20 protein-coding genes and 1 tRNA gene are annotated in these 20,937 nt (G+C 48.8%); 7 read left to right on the forward strand and 14 right to left on the reverse strand.

Annotated features, from left to right (window positions below):
- Positions 1–42 precede the first annotated feature (42 nt).
- The 4 genes from flhB to DPRO_RS01040 all read right to left on the reverse strand — a co-directional run bounded on the left by flhB (position 43) and on the right by DPRO_RS01040 (position 3,778).
- Complete coding sequence (gene flhB / locus DPRO_RS01025; RefSeq protein ID WP_097010400.1) at positions 43–1,107, reverse strand: flagellar biosynthesis protein FlhB; 1,065 nt, start codon at positions 1,105–1,107, stop codon at positions 43–45.
- A gap of 9 nt (positions 1,108–1,116) precedes the next feature.
- Positions 1,117–1,908 (reverse strand): flagellar biosynthetic protein FliR, encoded by a 792-nt coding sequence (fliR, locus tag DPRO_RS01030; protein ID WP_097010401.1) that lies wholly within the window; start codon positions 1,906–1,908, stop codon positions 1,117–1,119.
- Positions 1,909–2,061: 153 nt separating this feature from the next.
- A complete protein-coding gene (locus tag DPRO_RS01035) occupies positions 2,062–2,967 on the reverse strand; it encodes a M23 family metallopeptidase (RefSeq protein WP_097010402.1) in 906 nt (301 codons plus the stop codon).
- Positions 2,968–3,028: 61 nt separating this feature from the next.
- The gene (locus DPRO_RS01040; protein ID WP_097010403.1) at positions 3,029–3,778 is read right to left on the reverse strand and encodes a tRNA lysidine(34) synthetase; all 750 of its coding nucleotides are present in this window, start codon (positions 3,776–3,778) and stop codon (positions 3,029–3,031) included.
- 170 nt (positions 3,779–3,948) lie between these two features.
- Between DPRO_RS01040 and DPRO_RS01045 the strand changes: the two genes are divergently transcribed.
- From DPRO_RS01045 to moaC, 4 genes are read left to right on the forward strand one after another with little or no spacing between them, the layout of a single operon-like run.
- Positions 3,949–5,289 carry a DUF4340 domain-containing protein gene (locus DPRO_RS01045; protein ID WP_097010404.1) on the forward strand — a complete coding sequence of 447 codons (1,341 nt, stop codon included), beginning with the start codon at positions 3,949–3,951 and terminating at the stop codon, positions 5,287–5,289.
- Between the two features lie 39 nt (positions 5,290–5,328).
- Entirely contained in the window at positions 5,329–5,562 is a 234-nt protein-coding gene (rpoZ, locus tag DPRO_RS01050; RefSeq protein ID WP_097010405.1) for a DNA-directed RNA polymerase subunit omega, read from the forward strand.
- A 2-nt stretch (positions 5,563–5,564) separates the two neighbouring features.
- Entirely contained in the window at positions 5,565–6,686 is a 1,122-nt protein-coding gene (dnaJ, locus tag DPRO_RS01055; protein WP_097010406.1) for a molecular chaperone DnaJ, read from the forward strand.
- A 1-nt stretch (position 6,687) separates the two neighbouring features.
- Positions 6,688–7,167, forward strand: coding sequence for a cyclic pyranopterin monophosphate synthase MoaC (gene moaC / locus DPRO_RS01060; protein ID WP_097010407.1), 480 nt, complete (start codon positions 6,688–6,690; stop codon positions 7,165–7,167).
- Between the two features lie 124 nt (positions 7,168–7,291).
- Here moaC and DPRO_RS01065 read toward each other — a convergent pair whose 3' ends face one another.
- The 6 genes from DPRO_RS01065 to DPRO_RS01090 all read right to left on the reverse strand — a co-directional run bounded on the left by DPRO_RS01065 (position 7,292) and on the right by DPRO_RS01090 (position 11,170).
- Entirely contained in the window at positions 7,292–7,576 is a 285-nt protein-coding gene (locus tag DPRO_RS01065; RefSeq protein WP_097010408.1) for a sll1863 family stress response protein, read from the reverse strand.
- Positions 7,577–7,804: 228 nt separating this feature from the next.
- On the reverse strand, positions 7,805–8,584 hold the full coding sequence (hisF, locus tag DPRO_RS01070; protein WP_097010409.1) for an imidazole glycerol phosphate synthase subunit HisF: 780 nt from the start codon (positions 8,582–8,584) through the stop codon (positions 7,805–7,807).
- Positions 8,574–9,215: an imidazole glycerol phosphate synthase subunit HisH gene (hisH, locus tag DPRO_RS01075; RefSeq protein WP_097010410.1), complete on the reverse strand. Its 642-nt coding sequence runs from the start codon at positions 9,213–9,215 to the stop codon at positions 8,574–8,576. The genes hisF and hisH overlap by 11 nt, the downstream gene beginning before the upstream one ends.
- 296 nt (positions 9,216–9,511) lie before the next feature.
- Positions 9,512–10,300 carry a J domain-containing protein gene (locus tag DPRO_RS01080; RefSeq protein ID WP_097010411.1) on the reverse strand — a complete coding sequence of 263 codons (789 nt, stop codon included), beginning with the start codon at positions 10,298–10,300 and terminating at the stop codon, positions 9,512–9,514.
- Positions 10,301–10,319: 19 nt separating this feature from the next.
- Positions 10,320–10,754: a YkgJ family cysteine cluster protein gene (locus tag DPRO_RS01085; RefSeq protein ID WP_097010412.1), complete on the reverse strand. Its 435-nt coding sequence runs from the start codon at positions 10,752–10,754 to the stop codon at positions 10,320–10,322.
- Positions 10,751–11,170 carry a CoA-binding protein gene (locus DPRO_RS01090; RefSeq protein WP_097010413.1) on the reverse strand — a complete coding sequence of 140 codons (420 nt, stop codon included), beginning with the start codon at positions 11,168–11,170 and terminating at the stop codon, positions 10,751–10,753. The genes DPRO_RS01085 and DPRO_RS01090 overlap by 4 nt, the downstream gene beginning before the upstream one ends.
- Before the next feature lie 80 nt (positions 11,171–11,250).
- On the opposite strand from DPRO_RS01090, the gene DPRO_RS01095 reads away from it, so the two are divergent.
- Entirely contained in the window at positions 11,251–12,474 is a 1,224-nt protein-coding gene (locus DPRO_RS01095; RefSeq protein WP_097010414.1) for a M24 family metallopeptidase, read from the forward strand.
- Here DPRO_RS01095 and DPRO_RS01100 read toward each other — a convergent pair whose 3' ends face one another.
- The 3 genes from DPRO_RS01100 to DPRO_RS01110 are packed head-to-tail and all read right to left on the reverse strand — an operon-like array spanning position 12,475 to position 16,021.
- Positions 12,475–12,975, reverse strand: a complete 501-nt coding sequence (locus DPRO_RS01100; RefSeq protein WP_157917334.1) for a DUF2867 domain-containing protein — start codon at positions 12,973–12,975, stop codon at positions 12,475–12,477.
- Between the two features lie 45 nt (positions 12,976–13,020).
- On the reverse strand, positions 13,021–14,211 hold the full coding sequence (locus DPRO_RS01105; RefSeq protein WP_097010416.1) for an iron-containing alcohol dehydrogenase: 1,191 nt from the start codon (positions 14,209–14,211) through the stop codon (positions 13,021–13,023).
- A 19-nt stretch (positions 14,212–14,230) separates the two neighbouring features.
- Entirely contained in the window at positions 14,231–16,021 is a 1,791-nt protein-coding gene (locus tag DPRO_RS01110; protein ID WP_097010417.1) for a protein-disulfide reductase DsbD family protein, read from the reverse strand.
- Between the two features lie 99 nt (positions 16,022–16,120).
- Here DPRO_RS01110 and DPRO_RS01115 point away from each other — a divergent pair.
- Positions 16,121–16,196, forward strand: a tRNA-Lys gene (locus DPRO_RS01115).
- Between the two features lie 375 nt (positions 16,197–16,571).
- Positions 16,572–17,222: an IS1595 family transposase gene (locus DPRO_RS01120; protein WP_097012874.1), complete on the forward strand. Its 651-nt coding sequence runs from the start codon at positions 16,572–16,574 to the stop codon at positions 17,220–17,222.
- Between the two features lie 67 nt (positions 17,223–17,289).
- Here DPRO_RS01120 and nifJ read toward each other — a convergent pair whose 3' ends face one another.
- Positions 17,290–20,796 (reverse strand): pyruvate:ferredoxin (flavodoxin) oxidoreductase, encoded by a 3,507-nt coding sequence (gene nifJ, locus DPRO_RS01125; protein WP_097010418.1) that lies wholly within the window; start codon positions 20,794–20,796, stop codon positions 17,290–17,292.
- Positions 20,797–20,937: the final 141 nt, after the last annotated feature.

Below are 20,937 nucleotides of genomic sequence, written 5' to 3' on the forward strand. Positions count from 1 at the left end.
TAGATTATCGTTGCCTGGAGGAAGTGTCTTGTCTGTAAGTCCTTAGCGTCTTTTGAATTTTTCCAGTTTCGCTAGGATGGCGGCTACTGCCTGAAAGAGTTCCTCCGGGATTGTTTCCCCGATTTCCACTTGTTTATACAAAGCGCGTGCCAAGGGTGGGTTGGCTTCAATTGGAATGTTGTTTTCTTTTGCAACTTCTTTAATTCGCTCAGCAACTCGGTTTACACCTTTGGCGAGAATCAACGGGGCAGGAGCAACCATGGCATCGTATTGCAAGGCAACTGCAAAGTGAGTGGGGTTGGTGATAACAACGTCGGCCTTGGGGATGTCCTGGAACATCCTGCTTGTCATCATCTCCATCATTTTCTGCTTTTGGCGTTGCTTTATTTCTGGGTTACCTTCTGCCTGTTTGCGTTCGTCCTTGATCTCATCTTTGGTCATTTTCAACTCTTCCTCGTAATTCCAGCGCGTATACCACAGGTCAAACAATGCGATAATCATCATGGGAATGAGGGCGTAGTAGGCCATTTTATAACCGACAGCCAGCAGGTAGGTGGCTATGCCATGAGCGTTAGCATAAAATAGCGGAAGGAGGTTCGGAAGCTCCTGCTTGATTACAATATATGGAGCAATGCCAACGGCAATCGCCTGCCCGAGGCTTTTTCCTAGATTGACCAACGTTTTCGGGCTGAGGAACAGGCGTTTAAGCCCTCCGATAATATTGAAGAGTTTGCTAAATTTAGGTTTCAGGGGTTTCAGGGTCCAAAGTTTTCCGACCTGCATGCGCATTGTAACGAAGGAGACAACAAAGAGGACCAACAGGAATGGAAGAGTCATGATGGATATCTTCTGTAGTCCCCACGTAAAGAGGTTGTAGGCAACCTGTTTGTTGACTTCCAGATCGATGGCTTCTCGGAATGTCCACTCATAGATTTCAGTAAACTGTTCGTAATAAAAGCCAATCAGAAAGCGTAGTGCCAATATTCCTGCCAGCAGGATGATCGTTTTTGAAAGCTCCTGACTTTTGGGAACACTGCCTTCCTTGCGCTGTTTGTTTCGCCTTTTGTCAGTGGCTTTTTCTGTTTTACTCGGATCTTTTTGCGCCATGACGAGTTCCTAAAAGTCTCCAGGGGATCCGGCTTTCATGATTGTGCGGAAGAGGAGTTCGATCTCCCTGAGGAAGTCCGTTACATAGATAGACATGATCGTGAAAATGAACGCGAGAAAAAAGAATCCGACAGAAATTTTGATAGGAAATCCAAGTACCAAAACATGCATTTGAGGAGCTGCTCTTGATATTAAGGCCAGCGAAAGGTCAACCAGAAATAAGGCGGCCATAATGGGGGCTGCGATCTTAATGGCAAGAACAAACATGAGGTTTGAGAATTCCAGAACGCTGTTTGAGACAGCAGGCGTAAGCAATAGGCCACCTGGGGGAATGTACTCAAAGCTGAGACCCAGGGCATTCAATAATGCCAGATGGCCGTTGAGCACCAGGAAGGTGAGCATGGTGCACATATACAGAAAATGAGCAGTGATCGCATTGGATACACCTGTAATTGGATCAACAACGTTGACCATGGCAAATCCCATTTGGAAACCGATTATCTGGCCACCAAACTGAACGGCAGAGAAAAGAAAATGAACCAGCATGCCAAGCATCAAGCCAAGGATGAATTCTCCAAGTACCATGAGCAGGATGCCGAGCCCCGTAGAAGGGAACATTTCACCAGGGAAAGATAATTGAGGCCAAAGTGCGGCAGACAACACAAGGACAAGTGCCGCCTTAACTGGCTTTGGAATGGATTTACCACCAAAAAAAGGCATCAGAAAAAGCACGATGCTAATTCTGAATAGGGTTAGCATGTAGCTGAGCATATCCCCGGGGCTAAATCCAAATATGTCCATAGTGTCGATCTCTGCAAAAGCTGAACCAGAGCCTGGTACTCTTACCGTTTCGGTTGGTCGAAGCGTAACAGGAAATAATCTCTCGTCAAATAAATAACCCTCTTGGAAGGATGTAATCCAAGAGGGTTACTGTATTGAACATGTATAAACAGGTTAGTTCAGTATGTATCGTTTGGGGTTCACCGGAACGCCGTTAAGTCGGACTTCATAGTGCAGGTGAGGTCCAGTGCTTCGTCCTGTATTGCCGACGTAGCCAATGAGCTCGCCACGAGTCACTGTTTTTCCGGATTTTACGGCAATTCTATGCAGGTGAGCAAAACGGGTTGTGAGGCTTGTGTTGTGCTTGAGTCGGATACTCAAGCCGTAAGCACCATCCCGACCGGTGAAGCTGACGCTACCCCGGGCTGGAGCATAGACGGGTGTTCCGCGTGGGGAGGAAATGTCTATGCCTTTGTGGAACTCACGTTTGCCGGTGAAAGGTGAGGTTCTCCATGCAAAGCCGGAAGTAACCCAGCCGGATGTTGGCCAGATGGAAGGAGTCGCCTCAAGGATGTTCTGGTTGCTCCTCAAGGTGTGCATGATTTCTTGTTGCTTTACTTCTTCCAGTCGAGCTTCAACATTTAGTTGACGAAGGAATTCATGCATCTTTCGGGCAAGCAGTTCTTGTCTGTACAGAGGCAGATATCCTTTGGAAAAGTTTTCATTGGCTGGGCCGCCCTGAGGAGCGGTGGCCTGGCTGCCGTCCTGATCCAAGTTGATCATGACACGCAACTTGGAATCAAAGTCTCTGATTCTGTCCAGGTTGCTTTGGAGGGAAGATATTTTTTGTGACAGGCTGAGAAGTTGTGTCTTTTGTTCTTGTACAGTCTTTTCGGCCAGAGTGAGTCCTTTCTCCAGTCTTGCATGGTTGGAGTACTTCTCCCACAGCAAAACATTGCCTGCGGTAAGCCCAATCATGAGGAGGAATAAGGAGGCAATAAACCATCCACGCACTTGAAATTTCTTACAAGTACCCTGTTTGTCTTTGAAGACAACTATTTGGTATTTTCTGAAAAGCATAGCCTTTGCAGTTGGTTATAGAGTTGTGGCCAGCCAGGAGCAAGGCTGAAACAAACCTAATCTAGGGTTTTTCACGTGTCAAGTCAACCTGTTGTCGCGTTATGGCATTGAAGATATTGTTCTTTATTCGCTTGTCGTTTTTCCACGCTGACCGGAGCCAGTCATGTACTTCGTCGCGTTTTGTAACGCCATTGGAAGGGCAGGTGTTTTCCCAGACGGGAAGTTCCCACTGATTGGCAGCTTTGATTACCGTTTTTTTATCCAGAAGCATGGTGGGGCGAATGACCTGCAGGTTGCCGCCAAAGAACGATTCACTTGCCGACATGCCGTCGGCCCGTCCATTTTGCAGGATATTCATGAAGAACGTGACAACATTGTCGTCGGCATTGTGACCGAAGGCCAAGTGGGTAAGGCCATAGTCTCTGCATAGTTCGAACAGTCGCTTCCTTCGAAGCATGCTGCAGTAAAAGCAGGGGGAGTTCTTGCGATTCTCTTCAGAGTGAGCACGGGGGCCATAATCCGTAAGCTCTACGTGGAGCGATACACCGTGGTCAGCGCACCAATCCACCAATGGAGCATGTGATTCGTTGTCAAAGCCTGCATTGATGTGCAGCGCCATCAACTCTACCGGGAACGGCATTATGGCTTTACGAATAGTTAAGACCTTGAGCATGAGAAAGCTGTCGACACCTCCGGACGCGGCTACGCCAATTCTCGCCCCATGATTAACCATTTCGGTTTGTTGCATGAGTTTGCCGGTTGCCGAAACACACTTCTTCTGCGCAAAGGTAAGTTTGCCCCAAGATGCCATTAGTTTTCTTCCTCCCCGATGGTGCTTGTCGTCTGTGATACCCGCCAGTGGAGCCAGATAGATTATTCCCGCTTGACTTGCAAGCGCTCTTTGAGGCATTTTATCAAGCTTCCTCAACGTCACTTGGCTAATAGGCCAAAGAGTTTCTGCTTTTCCGTCGGAGGGATGATTTGAAACGGATTTCGTTTGTGGTCAGTATAGTCATCCTGGCGGTTGTCGCCGGTGTGGGGTATTGGTTCAATACAATAGAAAAAAGGGATTTTGACAATTCTTCCTGGTTGTCGAGTCCTGGCGATGATGTGCGTTCAATTCAAGTCCAAGGCGCAAAGGGTTCAATTCTGCTTGAAACTGTCAAGGGCGGGTGGAAGGCGCGAGTCCCAAGTACCTCGGATGATATTACTGCTCACGCCCTGCCGGACAGGGTTGCTGAATATGTGCAGCGTATAACGGAGATCGCACCATATCGTTCCGTTGTTGGCTTTGATCGAGGTGGCCCTGAAGCGTATGGGCTGGAGTCGCCACAGTTGGTTGTGACGTTGTCTTTTGCCAAGGCCAATAGCGAGAATCTGACTATTAAAATGGCTCCGGCGGATAACGGCAGCGTATATGCTTGGAGTTCTCGAAGCCCCTCACTTGTGTATGAGTTCGATAAAGACGTTTTGGGATTGTTGGATGTTGAAACTGGTTGGTTTTTAGATAAGCGTGTTTTCCAGTTTGACGAGAAGGCAATAACACGGTTGCAACTTCTTCAGCCTTTTGGTTCCAGTTGGTTGGTAGAAAAGCGCAAAGATGGATACTTTTTCAATTTGCCGGGCTACCTGAAAGACGAGCCTGCATCAAACTCCCAATTGAATCTTTATATTCACTCGCTGGCTTTGCTCAGGGCAAATAGTCTTGTGATGGAGCCGGTTAGTTTTGATAATAAAATACCGTCGCTGACCCTTCGTGTATGGTCCGGCGAAAAAGAAGCGCCTTCGACGGTTGCTTTTTATGCCGTTGAAGGAGCACCTGATATTTACATGGGGAAATCCTCATGGCTAACGGTGCCGTTTATCTTGGACGGACAAAGTGTTGCACAGTTAACCCGTAGTGCTTTTGATATTCAGGGACGTTCCGTTCTCAAGCTGGATATCGGAAAGGTCGCACGTTTTATTGTCATGCATGGTAGAGCTGAATATGAAATGCAGCGTGGTGAAAAGAGTTGGCGGCTTCTCGGGGTAGAAAAAGATATACCCGGCATTGACATGTTCCTCTGGCGATTTACAGAGTTACAGTTTGAAGCATTACCGCTCAACAATCTTCCCGCTACAGCCATGCCCTTGCTTTACTGCAAGCTGGTTGACGAAAAGGGTGGAGCATTGGCGGAGATTACGTTTTATGCTGACCCCAAGTTGCCCCAGGGGCAATGTTGGATGAAAAACGGTGACGGGATGTATTATCCTGTCTCAAGTAGACTACTCAAGGATTTGCAGGGAATGTTTCCTGCCAACGTTTCATCGGCCGACGGTTGAGAAACGCCTGTAAAGGATCTATTCTTAAGGAGAATAATTATGGCACGCATTACAGTTGAAGATTGTCTGGCTCAGGTCAGCAACCGCTTTCTCATTACGCAGATGGGCATTAAACGCGTCAAGCAGTATCGCGAAGGTTACGAGCCTCTTGTTGAAAGCAAGAACAAGGAGATCGTAAGCTCCTTGCGTGAAATTGCTGCGGGCAAAATCCTTCCGGATCGTCCCATTGCTGAGGCCAACATTGATATTCCTTCTGAGGATGCTGACAAGTAGTCATGGCAAAACGCGATTACTACGAGCTTCTCGGTGTTTCTCAGGATGCTTCAGAGTCTGAAATAAAGACAGCGTACCGTAAGCTTGCCTTTAAATATCACCCTGATCGCAATCAGGATGATCCCGAGGCTGAAGCCAAGTTCAAAGAAGCTGCGGAAGCATATGAAGTCTTGGGGAATGCGGAAAAGCGTCAGACATACGACCGCTTCGGACATGAAGGGGTCAGTGGCAACGGTTTCTCCGGATTTTCCAGTAATGAAGATGTTTTCGGTGCTTTCAGTGACATCTTTGGGGAAATGTTTGGGTTTTCCGCTGCAGGTGGACGAGGTGGTGCAAACAGGCCGCGTCCCGGGGCGGATTTGCGGTACAATCTGGACATTACTTTCCGCGAAGCTGCACAGGGTGCTGAAGTTGATATCCAGCTTCCTGTCGAGCAGAAATGTGACACCTGTGATGGCTCAGGTTCTTCACCGGGTACACAGCCTGATACATGCCCGCAATGTGGTGGGGCAGGTAGTGTTCAGCAGGCTCAAGGTTTCTTCCGTATTTCTGTAACCTGTCCCAACTGTCGTGGAGCAGGTCAGATCATAACTGATCCATGTGACGATTGTATGGGACGTGGCTCGGTTATACGGGAAAAGGACCTCAAAGTTCGTATTCCGGCTGGTGTGGATAACAATTCCCGACTTCGTCTTCGAGGCGAAGGTGAGGCTGGCTTCAATGGTGGCCCTCCCGGTGATCTTTATGTTGTGATACATGTTGAACCGGATAAGGTGTTTCAGCGACAAGGCCAGAACCTTATTATCAGCCGCGAAATAACTTTTGTTGAAGCAGCCCTTGGGCATCGATTGGAAGTTCCCACGTTGGAAGAGCCTGTTGATCTCGATATTCCCAAGGGAACGCAAAGCGGTGAGGTTTTCCGTTTGCGCGGTCTTGGGCTGCCACACTTGGGGAGCACGCATAAAGGCGATCTGCTTGTAGAGGTCACGGTTAAGACCCCGACGAGCATCAATAGTCGTCAGGAAGAGTTGCTCAAAGAGTTTGCGGAGATCGAGGCCGGTAAACTGACCAACAAGGCCAAAGGCTTTTTCAAGAAAGCGAAAGACAAGGTAATGGGTGAATAACGTGTCTGACGGCTTTTCGCACATGGATGATGATGGCAATGCCAGGATGGTTGACGTTTCAAGCAAAAAGGACAGCGCACGTACTGCCATTGTCCGGTGTTTGATACGTCTTGCTCCAGAAACTTTGCAATTGCTCAAGGAAAATGCATTGCCCAAAGGTGATGTATTGACAACTGCCAAAATTGCCGGGATTCAGGCTGCGAAACGCACGTCTGATTTGATTCCCATGTGCCATCCGTTGCCAATCTCTTATGTAGATATTCGCTTTAATGTGGTTGATAGCGAGTCTGTCATTGAGTTGGAGGCCGAGGTTCGCACCAGTTACAAGACGGGTGTAGAAATGGAGGCTTTGGTTGCTGCCCAGATGGCTGCTGCAACCATCTACGATATGTGCAAAGCCGTTCAAAAGGACATTGTTATTGATGCTTGTCGCCTAGTATACAAAAGTGGCGGTAAAAGCGGTACATTCGTTAGCGAATAGACTGCCTGCCACTGTCTGATTCTTGCTGGGGTGCTTTGGTACTCCGCGAAGAGAATGAAAGACCAGTACCCATGATCATGGGTACTGGTCTTGTTTTGTTATGGTTCTGCTTGTATCGCGTTTGTTAGAAACGAGATTTGGCTGATTTGATGGCCTCATCAAGGTAGTCCCAAGCTCCCTGGAGTCCAACTTTCAAATCTTGCCAAGCGCTATCTCCAGCCTGTTGGAACTCTTCGATTTTGGCTTTGGCCTCTTCCCGACGCTCTTTCAACTTGGCAATTTCGTCTTTGTACTTGATTCGAAGATCGGCTTCAGTTCCTTTTGCTTTGGCTTCCAGGCGAGAGACCTCGGCATTGAGTTCGTCCACCTTAGCTTTTATCTTCTGTACAATTTCTTCACGGTTCGACATGAGTGTACTCCTTCATGTTTGCTATTATCAATTTCCAGCATTCGATAACATTACTGTAAGGGTACATGAAAAAGAGGCTTTGTCAAAGAAGCTCGAGTTCTTATTCTGGTACTGAAGGCTTATAAACCAGTTGGTCTATGGAGTCTCAAACAAAACAGGACTGTCTGCAAGGCAATAAAGAAGGCCACAATCGATTGTGGCCTTCTTTATTGCTAACAAGGAAGACTGCTACCAAACAGATCGTATCTGCACTCCTGCATCCTTCATGTATTTTTTCAGCTCCGGTATCGTATACTCTCCATAATGGACAATAGATGCGATAAGCGCTGCTGTTGCCCGACCATCGGTTACGGCTTCTACCATGTGCTGCGGGTTTCCTGCACCACCAGATGCAATTACTGGAATGGTGACGGACTCAGAAACAAGACGGGTTAACTCGATATCATATCCATTTTTAACGCCGTCCGCGTCAATTGAGTTCAGGCAAATTTCACCTGCGCCAAGGGCTTCGCCAGTCTTTGCCCACTCCAAGGCATCTAGACCCATGTATTTTCGACCGCCGTGAATGACGATTTCAAATCCGGAGGGAATGTCTTCAGACTTGTCTACACGTTTGACGTCCATGCCGAGGACGACACATTGTGAGCCAAAACGGGCAGCTCCCTCGCTGATGATGTCGGGATTTTTAACTGCTCCGGAGTTGACTGAAACTTTTTCGGCTCCGGCAAGGAGAACATCTCGCATGTCGTCTACGGAATTGATTCCGCCACCAACAGAGAATGGGATGAATATTTGTGAGGCAACCTGTTCTACGACATCAAGGAAAATACCACGATCTTCATGCGAGGCGGTGATGTCGTAAAAGACGATCTCGTCTGCACCTTCTTCATAGTATTTTTTAGCCGTTTCAACCGGGTCGCCGATATCCACGTTGCCTTTGAACTTGATCCCCTTGGTCAGACGTCCATTCCGCACGTCGAGGCAGGGGATAATGCGCTTACTCAGCATCGGCGGCCTCCTGACAGTAGTTGTAGAAATTTTGAAGAAGTTGAAGTCCAGGCCTGCCGCTTTTTTCCGGGTGGAACTGTACAGCCCACAAACCTTGCTTTCCATGCACGGAGCAAAAGTCGATTCCATATCGGGTCGTGGCGATTACAAATTCGTCCGAGGGGGCAGGGTAGTAACTGTGCACAAAATAGAAGTCGGCTTTTTCATCAATATTCTTGAAAAGTTCGCATTCTTTTTTGACTGCAACCTGATTCCAGCCCATGTGAGGGACACGAATTGGAATGTTCTCGTAATCGACCCATGAAGGATTGAAGAGTCGACATTCTCCAGGGATGACTTCCAGTGCCTTGGTGTCGTTTTCTTCACTATAGTCCAGTAGTATTTGACACCCTACACAGATGCCCAGGACGGGTTTTTTCTTTTTGATGAGTTCTTTAATGACATCGTCGAGGCCGGCTGAATGGAGCTCTTCCATGGCTTGACCGGCTGCGCCGACACCGGGAAAGATGATACCGACGGCATTGTCCAGGTCTTCTGGAGCATTAGTTATTTTATTTGGAACACCTAAGTGCTCCAATGCTCTGTGAACACTTGTCTGATTTCCCGCTTTGTAATCGAATATGGCGAGCATGGTCCCTCCGCTATGGATTTCTTTATAATTAGCCAACTAGTAAAAAAAATGGGGGAAAACAAGGGGTTTTTTTGATTTGTCAAAAATGGTTAAATCCAGAACGGGTCTGAACCATAATGTAACTAGTTCATTTTTGACTGATCCGTTCTTGAATTAAAATGAGCATGGTTGAGTGCCGTTTGGGTGAGACATGGGACGAAAAACGCCTCTCTGTAGTACTTTCAGAATTGCGTTTGCTCGCTCCTTGACTGCAAAGGTCTATTGTATTCCGTGAGTATGGGAAGCAGAGAAATTTGTCACTTTGCCAAGATCTTCAGCAGCAGATCCCCTTTGATAGGGCCAAGTTTTTTTCCTAGTCCTTTCAGTCGGATAGGTCTTCCAACTACAAAGTCTCTGGGGAGTGTGACTTCGATAGACTTGGGTCCGTCCGTGAATTTTTGCTCAACCGAGATTCGTATCTTGCGTCCGGGAACCAGATGTATCGCGGGAAAGTAAACAGTCTGTTCATGGTCCATCTGATGTTTCAACCATGATTTGATTGAGCCGCGAATACCCTTGGAGAAATCAAGGTTGAGTGTGCGCTCACCCCAGTGCAGTTGCAGACTTCGTTTTTTCAGTTCAAGCGGACCTTTGTAGCCCGGTTGCTCTTTACGAATCTGGCTGTATATGTCTTCAAAAACCTTTTTGGCGAACGGGTCCCCAAGGATGGTTTTGAGAACCTCTTCTTCTTTGTAGTAGAAATTTTGCTGGCGGGAACGGGCTGTGCTGTGCGCTTTGCGTTGAGCTTTCTTTTGGGCGCCGGGGCCGGGTTGTTGACGTTGATACGCCTTTGCTCCCTCGTTTCGGCTGGCCTTGGGCCCTTTGTCTGCCCGTGGAGATTGCTTTTGCTTGCCCTGGGTGTCTTGCAACTGTTCTTTGGCAAAGACATACGCTTCATTCACTTCCCGAAATCGGGAACTGGCACCCGGATCTGAATTCAGATCCGGGTGATATTTGAAAGCGAGCTTGCGAAAGGCGGATTTGACCTCATCCAGACTAGCTCCAGAATCAAGCTGTAGTATCCGGTAGCACTCTTGGAGGGTCATATCATTGTCCTTTATTTGTTTAGTCGTCTGAAATCAGGGCATTGGGAGAGTCGGGATCATAGCGCAAAAGGTCTTCGTCGCGCAAATACTGCTTTCCCTGTTTCACAAATTCAGCATGTCCCGCCTCTGGATTAACTCCCGGACAGTACTCCTGAATCATCTCCCAACTCATTGAATCAATAAGGTTGCCGCGGAAGTACGGCCAGGCACGACATATATCGGGCCTGCCGGGATGAACACCACAGCCTTCTTTGAAAAAGAAGCAGTATCCGTCTTCTTTAGTGATGAGGTGCAGTTTTCCACCTCGTTCTTCCGTATACTTTTCTACAAGCTCAGCTTCGGTGATTCCTAGAAAGGCGGAAAGGCGTTGTCTGTCCTTGGCGGTCATGACAATACCGCCTTCGCCATGGCAACAGTGACCGCACATGCGGCAATCAAATGCGGATACGGTCATCGAGTGATTCCAAAGCGCTGGAGTTCAACCTTCAGGCAGCGGTCTTCAATGACGACGATACCGCTGTCAGCCAGGATTTCACGTGCTTCCGGGCTGATAATACCGGACTGCATCCAAAAACACTTGGGCTTGTGTTCCATGGCAAGCACTTCACGGGCATGATCCGGACAAAACTGGGCGTTTCGAAACAGATCAACAACGTCAACAGGGCGGTCGATATCTTTTACGGAAGCATACGTTTCCAGTCCCCATACGTCTTTGCGAATAGGGTGGACGGGAATGACATCAAAACCCATATCAATCATTTCCCTGCCAACACCATCTACAGGGCGTCCTGGCTTATCGACAGCACCGATTACGGCTATTGTCTTGACCTCAGCCAGCATGGCAGCTAGCTCTTTATCGTTGTACAGCATTATTCACCTCGTTAATTAAGGGGATTCTCTTACAGGAATCCATTTTGGTTGCCTAGGCCTTATATAGCAAGGAGAAGGTTTTGTTTGAACCCACTCGACATATTTCGGCAGATGAACTCAGGTTGCGACACGACAGTGTTCGTTCTCATTTGAAAACCGTAGCAGAAAAGGCTGGCGGGATTCTGGTTTTTTCGCGTCTCAATATCTATTATTTAACAGGAACATTTGGCCAGGGCGTCCTGTGGCTTCCCATGGAAGGCGAACCGGTACTGATGATTCGCAAGGGTGTCAACAGGGCCCGACTCGAATCACCTCTGAAACACATCTATCAGTTCAAGTCCTACTCTGAGCTTGGTCCTCTTTGCGCCAATGTAAACAGCCCGCTGACCAAGGTGGTTGCGGCCGTGATGAGTGGGTTGACATGGCAGCTTGGAAATATGCTCGCCTCAAAGCTGAAAGAGCATACAATTGTCTCTGGTGACCATGCAATAGCATTGGCTAAAATGGTAAAGTCCGAATACGAACTGGACATCATGCGCCGATGCGGCGCCATTCATCACAAGTGTTTGTACGACATCCTGCCTGAAAAAATTCAGCCTGGCATGACGGAACGCGAGATATCCCATTTGGCGTGGGAGGTGTTCTTTGCTGAAGGACACATGGGCATACTACGGATGCAGGCCCACGGCGAAGAAGCCTTTTTAGGACATGTGGCCGCAGGTGACTCGGGCAATTACCCCAGTTCTTTCAATGGCCCACTTGGTTTGCGCGGAGAGCATCCGGGGTCGGCGCTCATGGGGAGCGCAAGCAAGGTATGGGAGCCGGGTGAACCGCTCATGCTTGATATTGGTTTCCAGATTGAAGGGTACCATACAGATAAAACGCAGGCATATTTCGCAGGAGAGGAATCATCCATACCGGATGAAGTCAGACAGGCGCATGATTTCTGTATCGAAATGCAGGATTGGGTCTGTGAAAATGCTGCACCCGGCGTGCTGCCCAGCGACTTGTATGCGTATTGCATAGAGCAGGCCGAAAAGCGTGGATATGCAGAAGGGTTCATGGGACTTGATGAGAATCAGGTACCCTTCATAGGTCATGGAATCGGGTTGACCATCGATGAATTCCCTCCCATTGCCAAAGGGTTTGATTCGCCGCTTCAACAGGGAATGGTCATCGCCATCGAACCAAAGCAAGGGATTCGTGGTGTTGGTATGGTTGGCGTTGAAAACACCTTTGAGATCACCGCAGATGGTTGCCGGTGTATTACTGGCGATTCTTACGAAATGGTGCCGGTTGAGTAGCTATCTCGTTTTCCCGGCATGGATCATTCGGGAAAAAATCAGATGGTGAAACGGTCTGACCAGGAAGAAGTAGAAACGGCCGGTCCAGTGTTTGTAATTGACTATTGTGTCTATTTCAAAGTGGTTCATGCCATTGGGGAGCGGTGTCATCATGGTAAGTATGTCGGCTCGAAGATGGTTTGCTTCATATCTCAGGGCTAGGTAGTCGTCTTCCTTGCCATGTAATACGGTGAAGACGGAGCATTTGTCTCCCGGAGCAAAGCAGATGGATTCTTCATCCTGTGGTTTTGTGTCGAATTTGACGTCATCGATGCGCAACACCTTGGCTACAACGGAGCGTAGCCTGAAGAGATAGGTCAACCAGCGGGGAGAGTAGAAGAGAAAACCGACCATGAACCGACGAAGAGTATTCGTTGATTCGGTTGATTTGCTTTCGGTGTAGTCAGCACCAGTATACAGATTTAAAAGTTCAGGATGATCTTTTATTTTAGTTTGATTCATAGCTATGAAAAAAGGCGCACGATCCATCGTGCGCCTTTTCTTTTTTTATTCGTATGCCGCCTCAAAGATGGCAATAACATCGTCTTGAGACATGGGCACGGGAGTAATGTCGAAGAGTGCTCCCATGGTGGTCAGGGCGTTTTCTGCCAAATCGGGAATTTCTTCTCGCGTGACCCCGTAGTCGGACAGCTTTTCATCGGCTAGGCCGACTTGGGTAATAAGCCGGTCAAGAGCATCAAGGAAGGCAACTCCCGGGACTTCTTCTTCAAGGTCCTCTTGCAATGTGTCACCCATTGCAAGGGCGAGGTCTCCGAGTCGCTCCTCACCGCGAGAGGCAAGAAATCCGAAATAGGCCTTGGATAGCATTACCAGTCCAGCGCCGTGGGGCAGGTCCGGATGGAATGCTGAAAGGGCATGCTCAAGCGAGTGGTGGGAGATGCATGAGGAATATGACTCGCACATCCCGGCAGCGGTACTTGCCCAGGCCATCACGGTCCGTGCTTCAAGGTCGTCACCATTGGCTACGGCCTCAGGCAGCGTGTGCGCAATGAGGTGGACAGCTTCCAATGCGAGCATGTCACTGGCCGGCTGCCTGCATGTTGCCAGATATGCTTCAACTGCGTGGAAAAAGGCATCCATGCCGGTGTAAGCCGTCTGTTTGGGAGGAACGGAAAGCATGAGTTTGGGATCAACGATGGAAAGCACTGGGAAAGTGGAGTCGTTGCCCCAGCCGATCTTCTCAGCAGAATCACTCTTGGTGATGACCGTCCACGGGTCAGCTTCGGTCCCGGTTCCTGCAGTTGTGGGAATTGCCACAATGGGCAAGGCGTCATTTTCAGGTTCTACACCGCCGCCAGAGCCGGACTGCATATAATCCCAGTAGTTGCCACTGTTGGTTGCCATCAAAGCGATGGCCTTTGCAGAATCAATAGTTGATCCTCCGCCAAGACCGACAATGAATTCGACTTCTTTTTCGCGGCATATGGCAGCAGCTTCGTCAACCTGAGCTGACTCAGGGTTGGGCATGACTTTATCAAATACGATGCTTTGAACATCCTGTTTGGCGAGCTGGCTTTGTACTTTGGAAAGGTACCCGTGCTTTATCATAGCTCCTGATTCGCCAATGACGATCATGGCTTTGCTTCCTTTGGGAAGGTGTGATGTCTCGCCCAGTTGGTCGATCATATCAGGACCGAATAGGACTCTGGTGGGCATGAAATATTGGAAATTCAACATGTCGGCTCCTTATTTTTTGCTACTTTTTCCATGATTGCAGTAAGTTTTCAAGCTGAGATTCCGTGAATAAATCACGCAATACCCATGGTCGTGACGCTTCATCTCCGGGGATGAAGAATGCAGCGGTTGGCAGAGAAACTGAACCGAGCTTTTTGAGCAGTGTTTCTGCTTCTACATTCCGTTCAGTCATATCGACACGAACGAATGTCACATTGTAGTCATTTTTCCAACGAGTAATATTTTCAGGAGTAAGAACTGTTGCTTCAAGTACTTTGCATGTCGGACACCAGTCAGCAGTGAAATCGAGAAGCAGTGCTTCCTTACCCACGCGCTGATTAAATACTGCGGGGGAGAATTCCACCCACAGCTGTTCATCTACCTTGGGTGGGGTAGTCCAGATGATCGCGCCTATTAGTATGAGTATGCAAACAAGTCGCGCTGACCACTGTCGAATGAAGATTGATGTTTTGGTCTGCTTCCATACCCATACGCCGAAAAGGATCGCCCACAGGGGTGCGAGTATGCGCAGCGTTTCACTCCCCAGCGCGATTGAGATAAGATAAAATGAAGTAGCGACAAGGAAGAAGGCAATCCCTTTTTCCACGTATGCGATCCATGGGCCGGATTTGGGCAGAAAGCGGGACAGGCGGGGATTGATAGCCATAAGCAGGTAAGGCGATGACATGCCCACGCCAATTGATATGAACACGGTAGCAATAACCACAGGCCCTTGTACCAGTGCCCAGCTTAGAACTCCGCCAAGGAATGGCCCACTACATGGCGTTGCCAGTAATGTGGTTAGGTTACCTGTAAAAAATGCCTGTACACGCGGGCTGTCGCTTTCCGAGCCGAACTTGAGATCAACTATGGGGAGATGGAAAAATCCAAACAGGCTGAGCGATAAGGCAAGGATTACCATGGCAATGCCCATGACAAGCCATTGCTTTTGGAACAACGCTCCCCAGGCTTGACCTGTTGCACCAAGAATGATCGCGAGAAAAACGAAAAAGCAAATGGCGCCAAGTGCGAAATAAATATTGTGCTCTCGAAATGCCGAAATACGTTCCTTCTCGTCTTTCATGTGGGATGAGTTGAGCAGCGCAGTCAGTTTCAGACTGACCACAGGGAGCACACAAGGCATGATGTTGAGAATGAGACCTGCCAACAGTCCCATGGCAATGGCTTTGAACAGACTGGTGACTTCCAGTGATGGCTGAAGGTATCTGGGGGAAAAGTCCCACTCAGAAAAATCGTTAGAGGCACTGAGAGATTTCTCTGCACCTTTTTCTCCTGGGGCAAGCGCTGAAAAGGACTTCCACCACTCCTGCGCTTCAGCGGATGGGAAAGGTGTATCGCTCGTGTAGCTGAGGTCCTTTCTAGCCGGTACGCATTTGGTTGGATGGCAAAGCAGCAAGTCCAATCTGAGTTGTATGGGGAGCGGTGTTCCTTTAGGGAAGACAGCATAGATTTTGGTGCCGCCAAAGTACTTGTTGACCATGACGGTTGGGTCAAAAGCGTCAGGCTTGCTTACCCCTTTGGGATAGAACACTGTCGCTACAGTGCCGTCAGCAGCTGTCGCTATCAATTGTGTGGGTTTTCCCATGCCTCCAGGGTCATTTCCATACGTGTACCACTCTTCATCCATGTCGATGGTAAGAGTCAGTACAAGTTTTCCATTCTCGGTTTCGTAAGCCTCAATGGACGTTTCCAGTTGGGCAGGGGCGGCTGCATCCTGAGCATATGCAAAGGTAGTAAGTGTCAGGAATAAAAAAGCGAGAAACAGCGTGCGAATCGATTTGTTTAGCTGCATGTCATCCTTACGAGAAAAAAAATGAAAAAGTTTGTTGACAAATGAAAGCCTTACTTATAGTTATTCACTCCGTCGCGAGGGCAACCCGCGGCACTGAGTGGGTCACTAGCTCAATTGGCAGAGCAGCGGACTCTTAATCCGGAGGTTCAAGGTTCGATTCCTTGGTGACCCACCACTCTGAAACTCAAAGCCCGGTTCAAGCCGGGCTTTTTCTTTTTGTGCATTCCAATTATTCATTCTTATCTCTCCATTGAGTTCATTAAAGATGGCTTTTCTCTGCTGAGAAAAAGCTCGCATCAGGGATATTAGCAGAGGGTAATTCAATGGTAAATCTAAAGTCTGCTATTCCATGATATAACACTAGTCCTGTTGCATTAGACGCAGGTCGTTACTGTTTATAGCCTGGGACAGAGGTAGTGTCATGTGGGAGTAAAATGTAGTTTACTCTCATCTAATGTCGTTAAAGAGTATAGTTTGATTTGGCACAAGATTGATCAGCAATAAAAAAGGGGGCTGTACCAGATAACTCCTTTGGGTTATCGGTATGGCAATGCGAAAAAGTCGTTTGAGCAAGGACAAGCAGCTTCGTTTAATCGAACATTTTGTGGCTGGCACGACAGCTCGTTGCGCTGCCGATCTGGTTGGTGTGAACGTCAAAACAGCCGCCTATTACTTTCACCGGCTCCGGGAAATCATAGCGGTAGAAGAGTCCTGTGAAGGGATGGATTTTGGCGAATTTGAGGTCGATGAGAGCTACTTCGGTGGCAAGCGAAAGGGCAAAAGAGGACGTGGGGCGGCTGGTAAGGTTCCTGTTTTTGGAATCCTTAAAAGGGGCGGGAAGGTCTATACACAGGTGATTCCTGATGCGAAAGGTAAAACCTTGCTTCCCATTATTCAGGAAAGAATCCAGCCAGACAGTGTGGTTTACTCGGACTGCTGGTATGGCTACAATGTCCTTGATGTGTCAGCGTTCAAACACTTCCGAATCAACCACTCGAAGCTGTTTGCAGATAGCCACAACCACATCAATGGAATCGAGAATTTTTGGAACCAGGCCAAACGCCATATGAGGAAATTCAACGGCATTCCAACCAAGCATTTTTCTCTGTTTTTAAAGGAATGCGAGTGGCGTTTTAATAACAGCAATCCGCGAAGCCAGTTTAAACAACTGAAACAGTGGGTTAGAAGACATATGGGCTAGTTATCTGGTACAGCCCCTAAAAAAGCCCGCATTGAATGCGGGCTTTTTTATTGCGAGTTAGGGTGTTTTATTTGTCGCCACAGGCATCGGAGGCCATACGCTCAAGAATGTCGTAGCGGCGCTGGTAGTCTTTTTCGATACTCTCTCTGAACGCCTTGGAGAGTTCCGGATGGAATCTTTCGAGCATTGCATAGCGGTTTTCACCTGAAAGGAAGTCCTGCAAAGTACCATCTGGTGCCTTGGAGTCCAGGGTCAGGGGATTCTTCCCTTCATCAATCAGGGACGGGTTATAGCGGTAAAGCGGCCAGTATCCTGATTCCACTGCGAGTTTTTGCTCATACTGTGTTTTGCCCATGCCTTTTTTAATTCCCTGGTTGATGCAAGGAGCATAGGCAATAATCACAGAAGGGCCATCGTATGCTTCAGCTTCTTTGATGGCCTTGAGGAACTGCTGCTTGTTGGCTCCCATGGCTACAGATGCGACGTACACATATCCGTAGGTCATGGCGATTCGGCCAAGGTCCTTTTTGCCGGTTCCTTTACCAGCCGCAGCGAACTTGGCGATCGACCCCAGAGGTGTTGCCTTCGAGGATTGTCCGCCTGTGTTGGAATACACTTCAGTATCCATTACGAGCAGGTTGATATCCTTGCCCGAGGCGATGACGTGATCCAAGCCACCGAAACCAATATCATAGGCCCATCCATCGCCACCAAACACCCATATGGATTGCTTGGTTAACAGGTCGGACATGGATGCTATTTCCTGCAGTGTTTCATCTGTTGCACCAGCAAGTTGTGCCTTCAGTGCATTGCCTGCTGGTTTGGATGCTTCGGCGTCATCTTTAACATCCAACCATTGTTGCATGCTTTCCTTGAGTTCTCCCGTGGCTGATTGTGCGTAATCTGTGATCAACTGCGTCAAATGGGCTCTGCGTTGGTCAGTAGCCATCTCAATGCCGAAGCCGAACTCGGCAGCATCTTCAAAGAGAGAGTTGCCCCAGGCTGGCCCATGACCATCCTTGTTGACAGTATAAGGTGTAGTTGGTGCCGAGGCCCCCCAGATTGATGAACAACCGGTCGCATTGGCTATGACCATGCGCTCGCCAAAGAGTTGGGTAATGACCTTTACATAGGGCGTTTCACCGCAACCGGCACACGCACCGGAGAATTCCATCAGAGATTGACGGAACTGGCTGCCCTTGAGGGTGTCACGGCCAAAGGCGTCTTTGTAGCTGATGGTGTCCGAGAAGTTGAAGTTGGGAATCTGCTCGGGCTTTTGTGTCGCGATGGGATGCATGACGAGTGCTTTTTCCTTGGCAGGACAAATGTCGGCGCAGTTGCCACATCCGAGACAGTCCAAGCTGTTCACCTGCATTCTGTACTTCATGCCCTTGACGTCTTTACCGATCGCATCAAGCATTTCAAATGTATCAGGAGCGCCTGAAAGCTCCTCTTCGGTTGCGAGTACCGGGCGCAAGGCCGAGTGGGGGCACACGAAGGCGCATTGGTTGCATTGGATGCAGTTGTCCTTGATCCATTGAGGGACCAGTATCGCCACACCGCGTTTTTCATATTTTGAGGTGGCTGCCGGCATGGTTCCGTCTGGAGTGAATGCAGAAACAGGAAGCGTGTCGCCTTTTTGAGCGAGTACCGGGCGCATGACATTTTTAACGTAGTCCGGTTCATCAGATTGGTCGGCAGAGGTCGGCTCTAGGTCTTTCCATGCTTCCAGAACAGGGATTTCAACAATGGCATCAGTGGCTTGGTCCACCGCAGCATTGTTCATTTCGACAATCTTGGGTCCTTTCTTGCCATACGCAGCTTCGATGCCTTCCTTGAGAAGAGAAACTGCCTGGTCAAAGGGAATGACATCGGCAAGTTTGAAGAATGCAGTCTGCATCACCATATTGATACGACCACCAAGGCCAACTTCACTGGCAATCTTCACGGCATCCACCGTGTAGAATTTGATGTTTTTCTCTGCCAGCGTCTGTCTCATCTCCGCTGGGAGTTTTTCATCCATTTCTTCAGCTGTCCACGGGCTGTTCAGGACAAACGTGCCGCCTTCTTTGATACCTTCCAGAACGTCATAGAGATTGACGTAGCTTGGGTTGTGACAGGCAATGTAGTCGGCGTCTTTGACAAGATAGGTCGACTGCAATGGCTTGTTGCCGAAACGAAGGTGGGAGATGGTGATACCACCCGATTTTTTCGAGTCGTAGGCAAAATAGCCCTGAGCATACATATCTGTATTGTCGCCGATAATCTTAATGGCCTGTTTGTTGGCTCCGACCGTGCCATCTGAGCCGAGTCCCCAGAATTTACACTGCACAGTGCCTTCCGGTGTCGTGTCGACACAGTCACAATCAAACAGAGACAGGTTGGATACATCATCAGTGATGCCGACCGTGAAGTTGTGCTTGGGATTGTTCAGTGAGTCGAACACCGATTTTGTCATGGCCGGTGTAAACTCCTTGGAACCGAGGCCGTATCGGCCGCCAACTATGACAGGAGCATTATCCACACCGGAATACGCAGCGCACACATCCAGATACAGAGGTTCTCCTAGTGACCCTGGCTCTTTGGTTCGATCAAGAACGGCTATGGACTGAACTGTTTTGGGGATGGCCTGGACCATGTGCTTGACGGAAAACGGGCGGTAAAGCCGGACTTTCAGCAGGCCGACCTTCTCGCCGGTAGTGTTGAGATAGTTGACTGTTTCCTCGATGCATTCGCAGGAGGAACCCATGGCGATGATCAAGCGTTCCGCTTCTGGATGACCAACGTAGTCGAAAAGGTTGTACTGACGGCCTGTGAGATCACTTACCTTCTTCATGTACTGTTCAACGATGTCGGGAATGGCATCGTAGTACTTGTTGATTGTCTCTCTTCCCTGGAAGTAGATATCAGGGTTTTGTGCTGTGCCACGAATGTCCGGGTGCTCCGGGTTCATCGCCTTGGCTCTGAACTGTGCCAGCTTCTCTTTATTCAAGAGAGGCTTCATGTCATCGTAGTCGATCACTTCGATTTTCTGGATTTCATGGGATGTCCTGAAACCGTCAAAAGAGGATACAAACGGTATGGAGGATTCTATGCTGGCTAGGTGGGCAACCAGCGATAGGTCCATGACTTCCTGTACGGAGTTGGAAAACAGCATGGCGAATCCGGTTTGGCGACAGGCCATGACATCCTGATGGTCGCCAAAAATGGAAAGGGCGTGAGCTGCCACTGCACGCGCAGATACATGGAATACCCCGGGGAGAAGTTCTCCGGAAATCTTGTACATGTTCGGGATCATCAACAGCAGGCCTTGGGATGCCGTGAAGGTCGTGGTCAAGGCGCCACCGGCCAAAGAGCCGTGCACAGCTCCGGCTGCGCCCGCTTCGGATTGCATCTGGCGGATTTGTACGGTTTGGCCGAAAATGTTCTTTCGTCCCTGGGCCGCCCATTCATCTGCTATTTCACCCATGGGAGTTGAAGGTGTGATGGGGTAGATGGCGGCAGTTTCCGACATGGCGTAAGCCACGTGAGCTGCGGCGGTGTTGCCGTCCATGGTTTTCATCTTTTTGGGCATGTCTGATACTCCAAGAGTTACGGATTAGATCTTGAACTAGAAATAATTTCCGGTTCCGTATTCAGCAACGGAATGAACGCCTCCTCTCCCTCTCGAAAAAGCCTTTGAATGAAATCATTGTTGGCTATCGTCGGTTGGACC

This window comes from Pseudodesulfovibrio profundus (assembly GCF_900217235.1).
GTDB classification, from domain to species: Bacteria; Desulfobacterota; Desulfovibrionia; order Desulfovibrionales; family Desulfovibrionaceae; genus Pseudodesulfovibrio; species Pseudodesulfovibrio profundus.

What these genes read in the sequence shown, in the direction of transcription:
- hisF (WP_097010409.1), bottom strand. Translation starts at nt 8,584, where the DNA reads ATGCTGAGTAAGCGCATTATCCCCTGCCTCGACGTGCGGAATGGACGT.
- DPRO_RS01090 (WP_097010413.1), bottom strand. Translation starts at nt 11,170, where the DNA reads ATGCTGTACAACGATAAAGAGCTAGCTGCCATGCTGGCTGAGGTCAAG.
- flhB (WP_097010400.1), bottom strand. Translation starts at nt 1,107, where the DNA reads ATGGCGCAAAAAGATCCGAGTAAAACAGAAAAAGCCACTGACAAAAGG.
- hisH (WP_097010410.1), bottom strand. Translation starts at nt 9,215, where the DNA reads ATGCTCGCCATATTCGATTACAAAGCGGGAAATCAGACAAGTGTTCAC.
- DPRO_RS01080 (WP_097010411.1), bottom strand. Translation starts at nt 10,300, where the DNA reads ATGACCCTCCAAGAGTGCTACCGGATACTACAGCTTGATTCTGGAGCT.
- nifJ (WP_097010418.1), bottom strand. Translation starts at nt 20,796, where the DNA reads ATGCCCAAAAAGATGAAAACCATGGACGGCAACACCGCCGCAGCTCAC.
- dnaJ (WP_097010406.1), top strand. Translation starts at nt 5,565, where the DNA reads ATGGCAAAACGCGATTACTACGAGCTTCTCGGTGTTTCTCAGGATGCT.
- DPRO_RS01040 (WP_097010403.1), bottom strand. Translation starts at nt 3,778, where the DNA reads ATGGCATCTTGGGGCAAACTTACCTTTGCGCAGAAGAAGTGTGTTTCG.
- rpoZ (WP_097010405.1), top strand. Translation starts at nt 5,329, where the DNA reads ATGGCACGCATTACAGTTGAAGATTGTCTGGCTCAGGTCAGCAACCGC.
- DPRO_RS01110 (WP_097010417.1), bottom strand. Translation starts at nt 16,021, where the DNA reads ATGCAGCTAAACAAATCGATTCGCACGCTGTTTCTCGCTTTTTTATTC.
- DPRO_RS01120 (WP_097012874.1), top strand. Translation starts at nt 16,572, where the DNA reads ATGCGAAAAAGTCGTTTGAGCAAGGACAAGCAGCTTCGTTTAATCGAA.
- DPRO_RS01065 (WP_097010408.1), bottom strand. Translation starts at nt 7,576, where the DNA reads ATGTCGAACCGTGAAGAAATTGTACAGAAGATAAAAGCTAAGGTGGAC.
- fliR (WP_097010401.1), bottom strand. Translation starts at nt 1,908, where the DNA reads ATGGACATATTTGGATTTAGCCCCGGGGATATGCTCAGCTACATGCTA.
- DPRO_RS01085 (WP_097010412.1), bottom strand. Translation starts at nt 10,754, where the DNA reads ATGACCGTATCCGCATTTGATTGCCGCATGTGCGGTCACTGTTGCCAT.
- DPRO_RS01100 (WP_157917334.1), bottom strand. Translation starts at nt 12,975, where the DNA reads ATGAATCAAACTAAAATAAAAGATCATCCTGAACTTTTAAATCTGTAT.
- DPRO_RS01035 (WP_097010402.1), bottom strand. Translation starts at nt 2,967, where the DNA reads ATGCTTTTCAGAAAATACCAAATAGTTGTCTTCAAAGACAAACAGGGT.
- DPRO_RS01105 (WP_097010416.1), bottom strand. Translation starts at nt 14,211, where the DNA reads ATGTTGAATTTCCAATATTTCATGCCCACCAGAGTCCTATTCGGTCCT.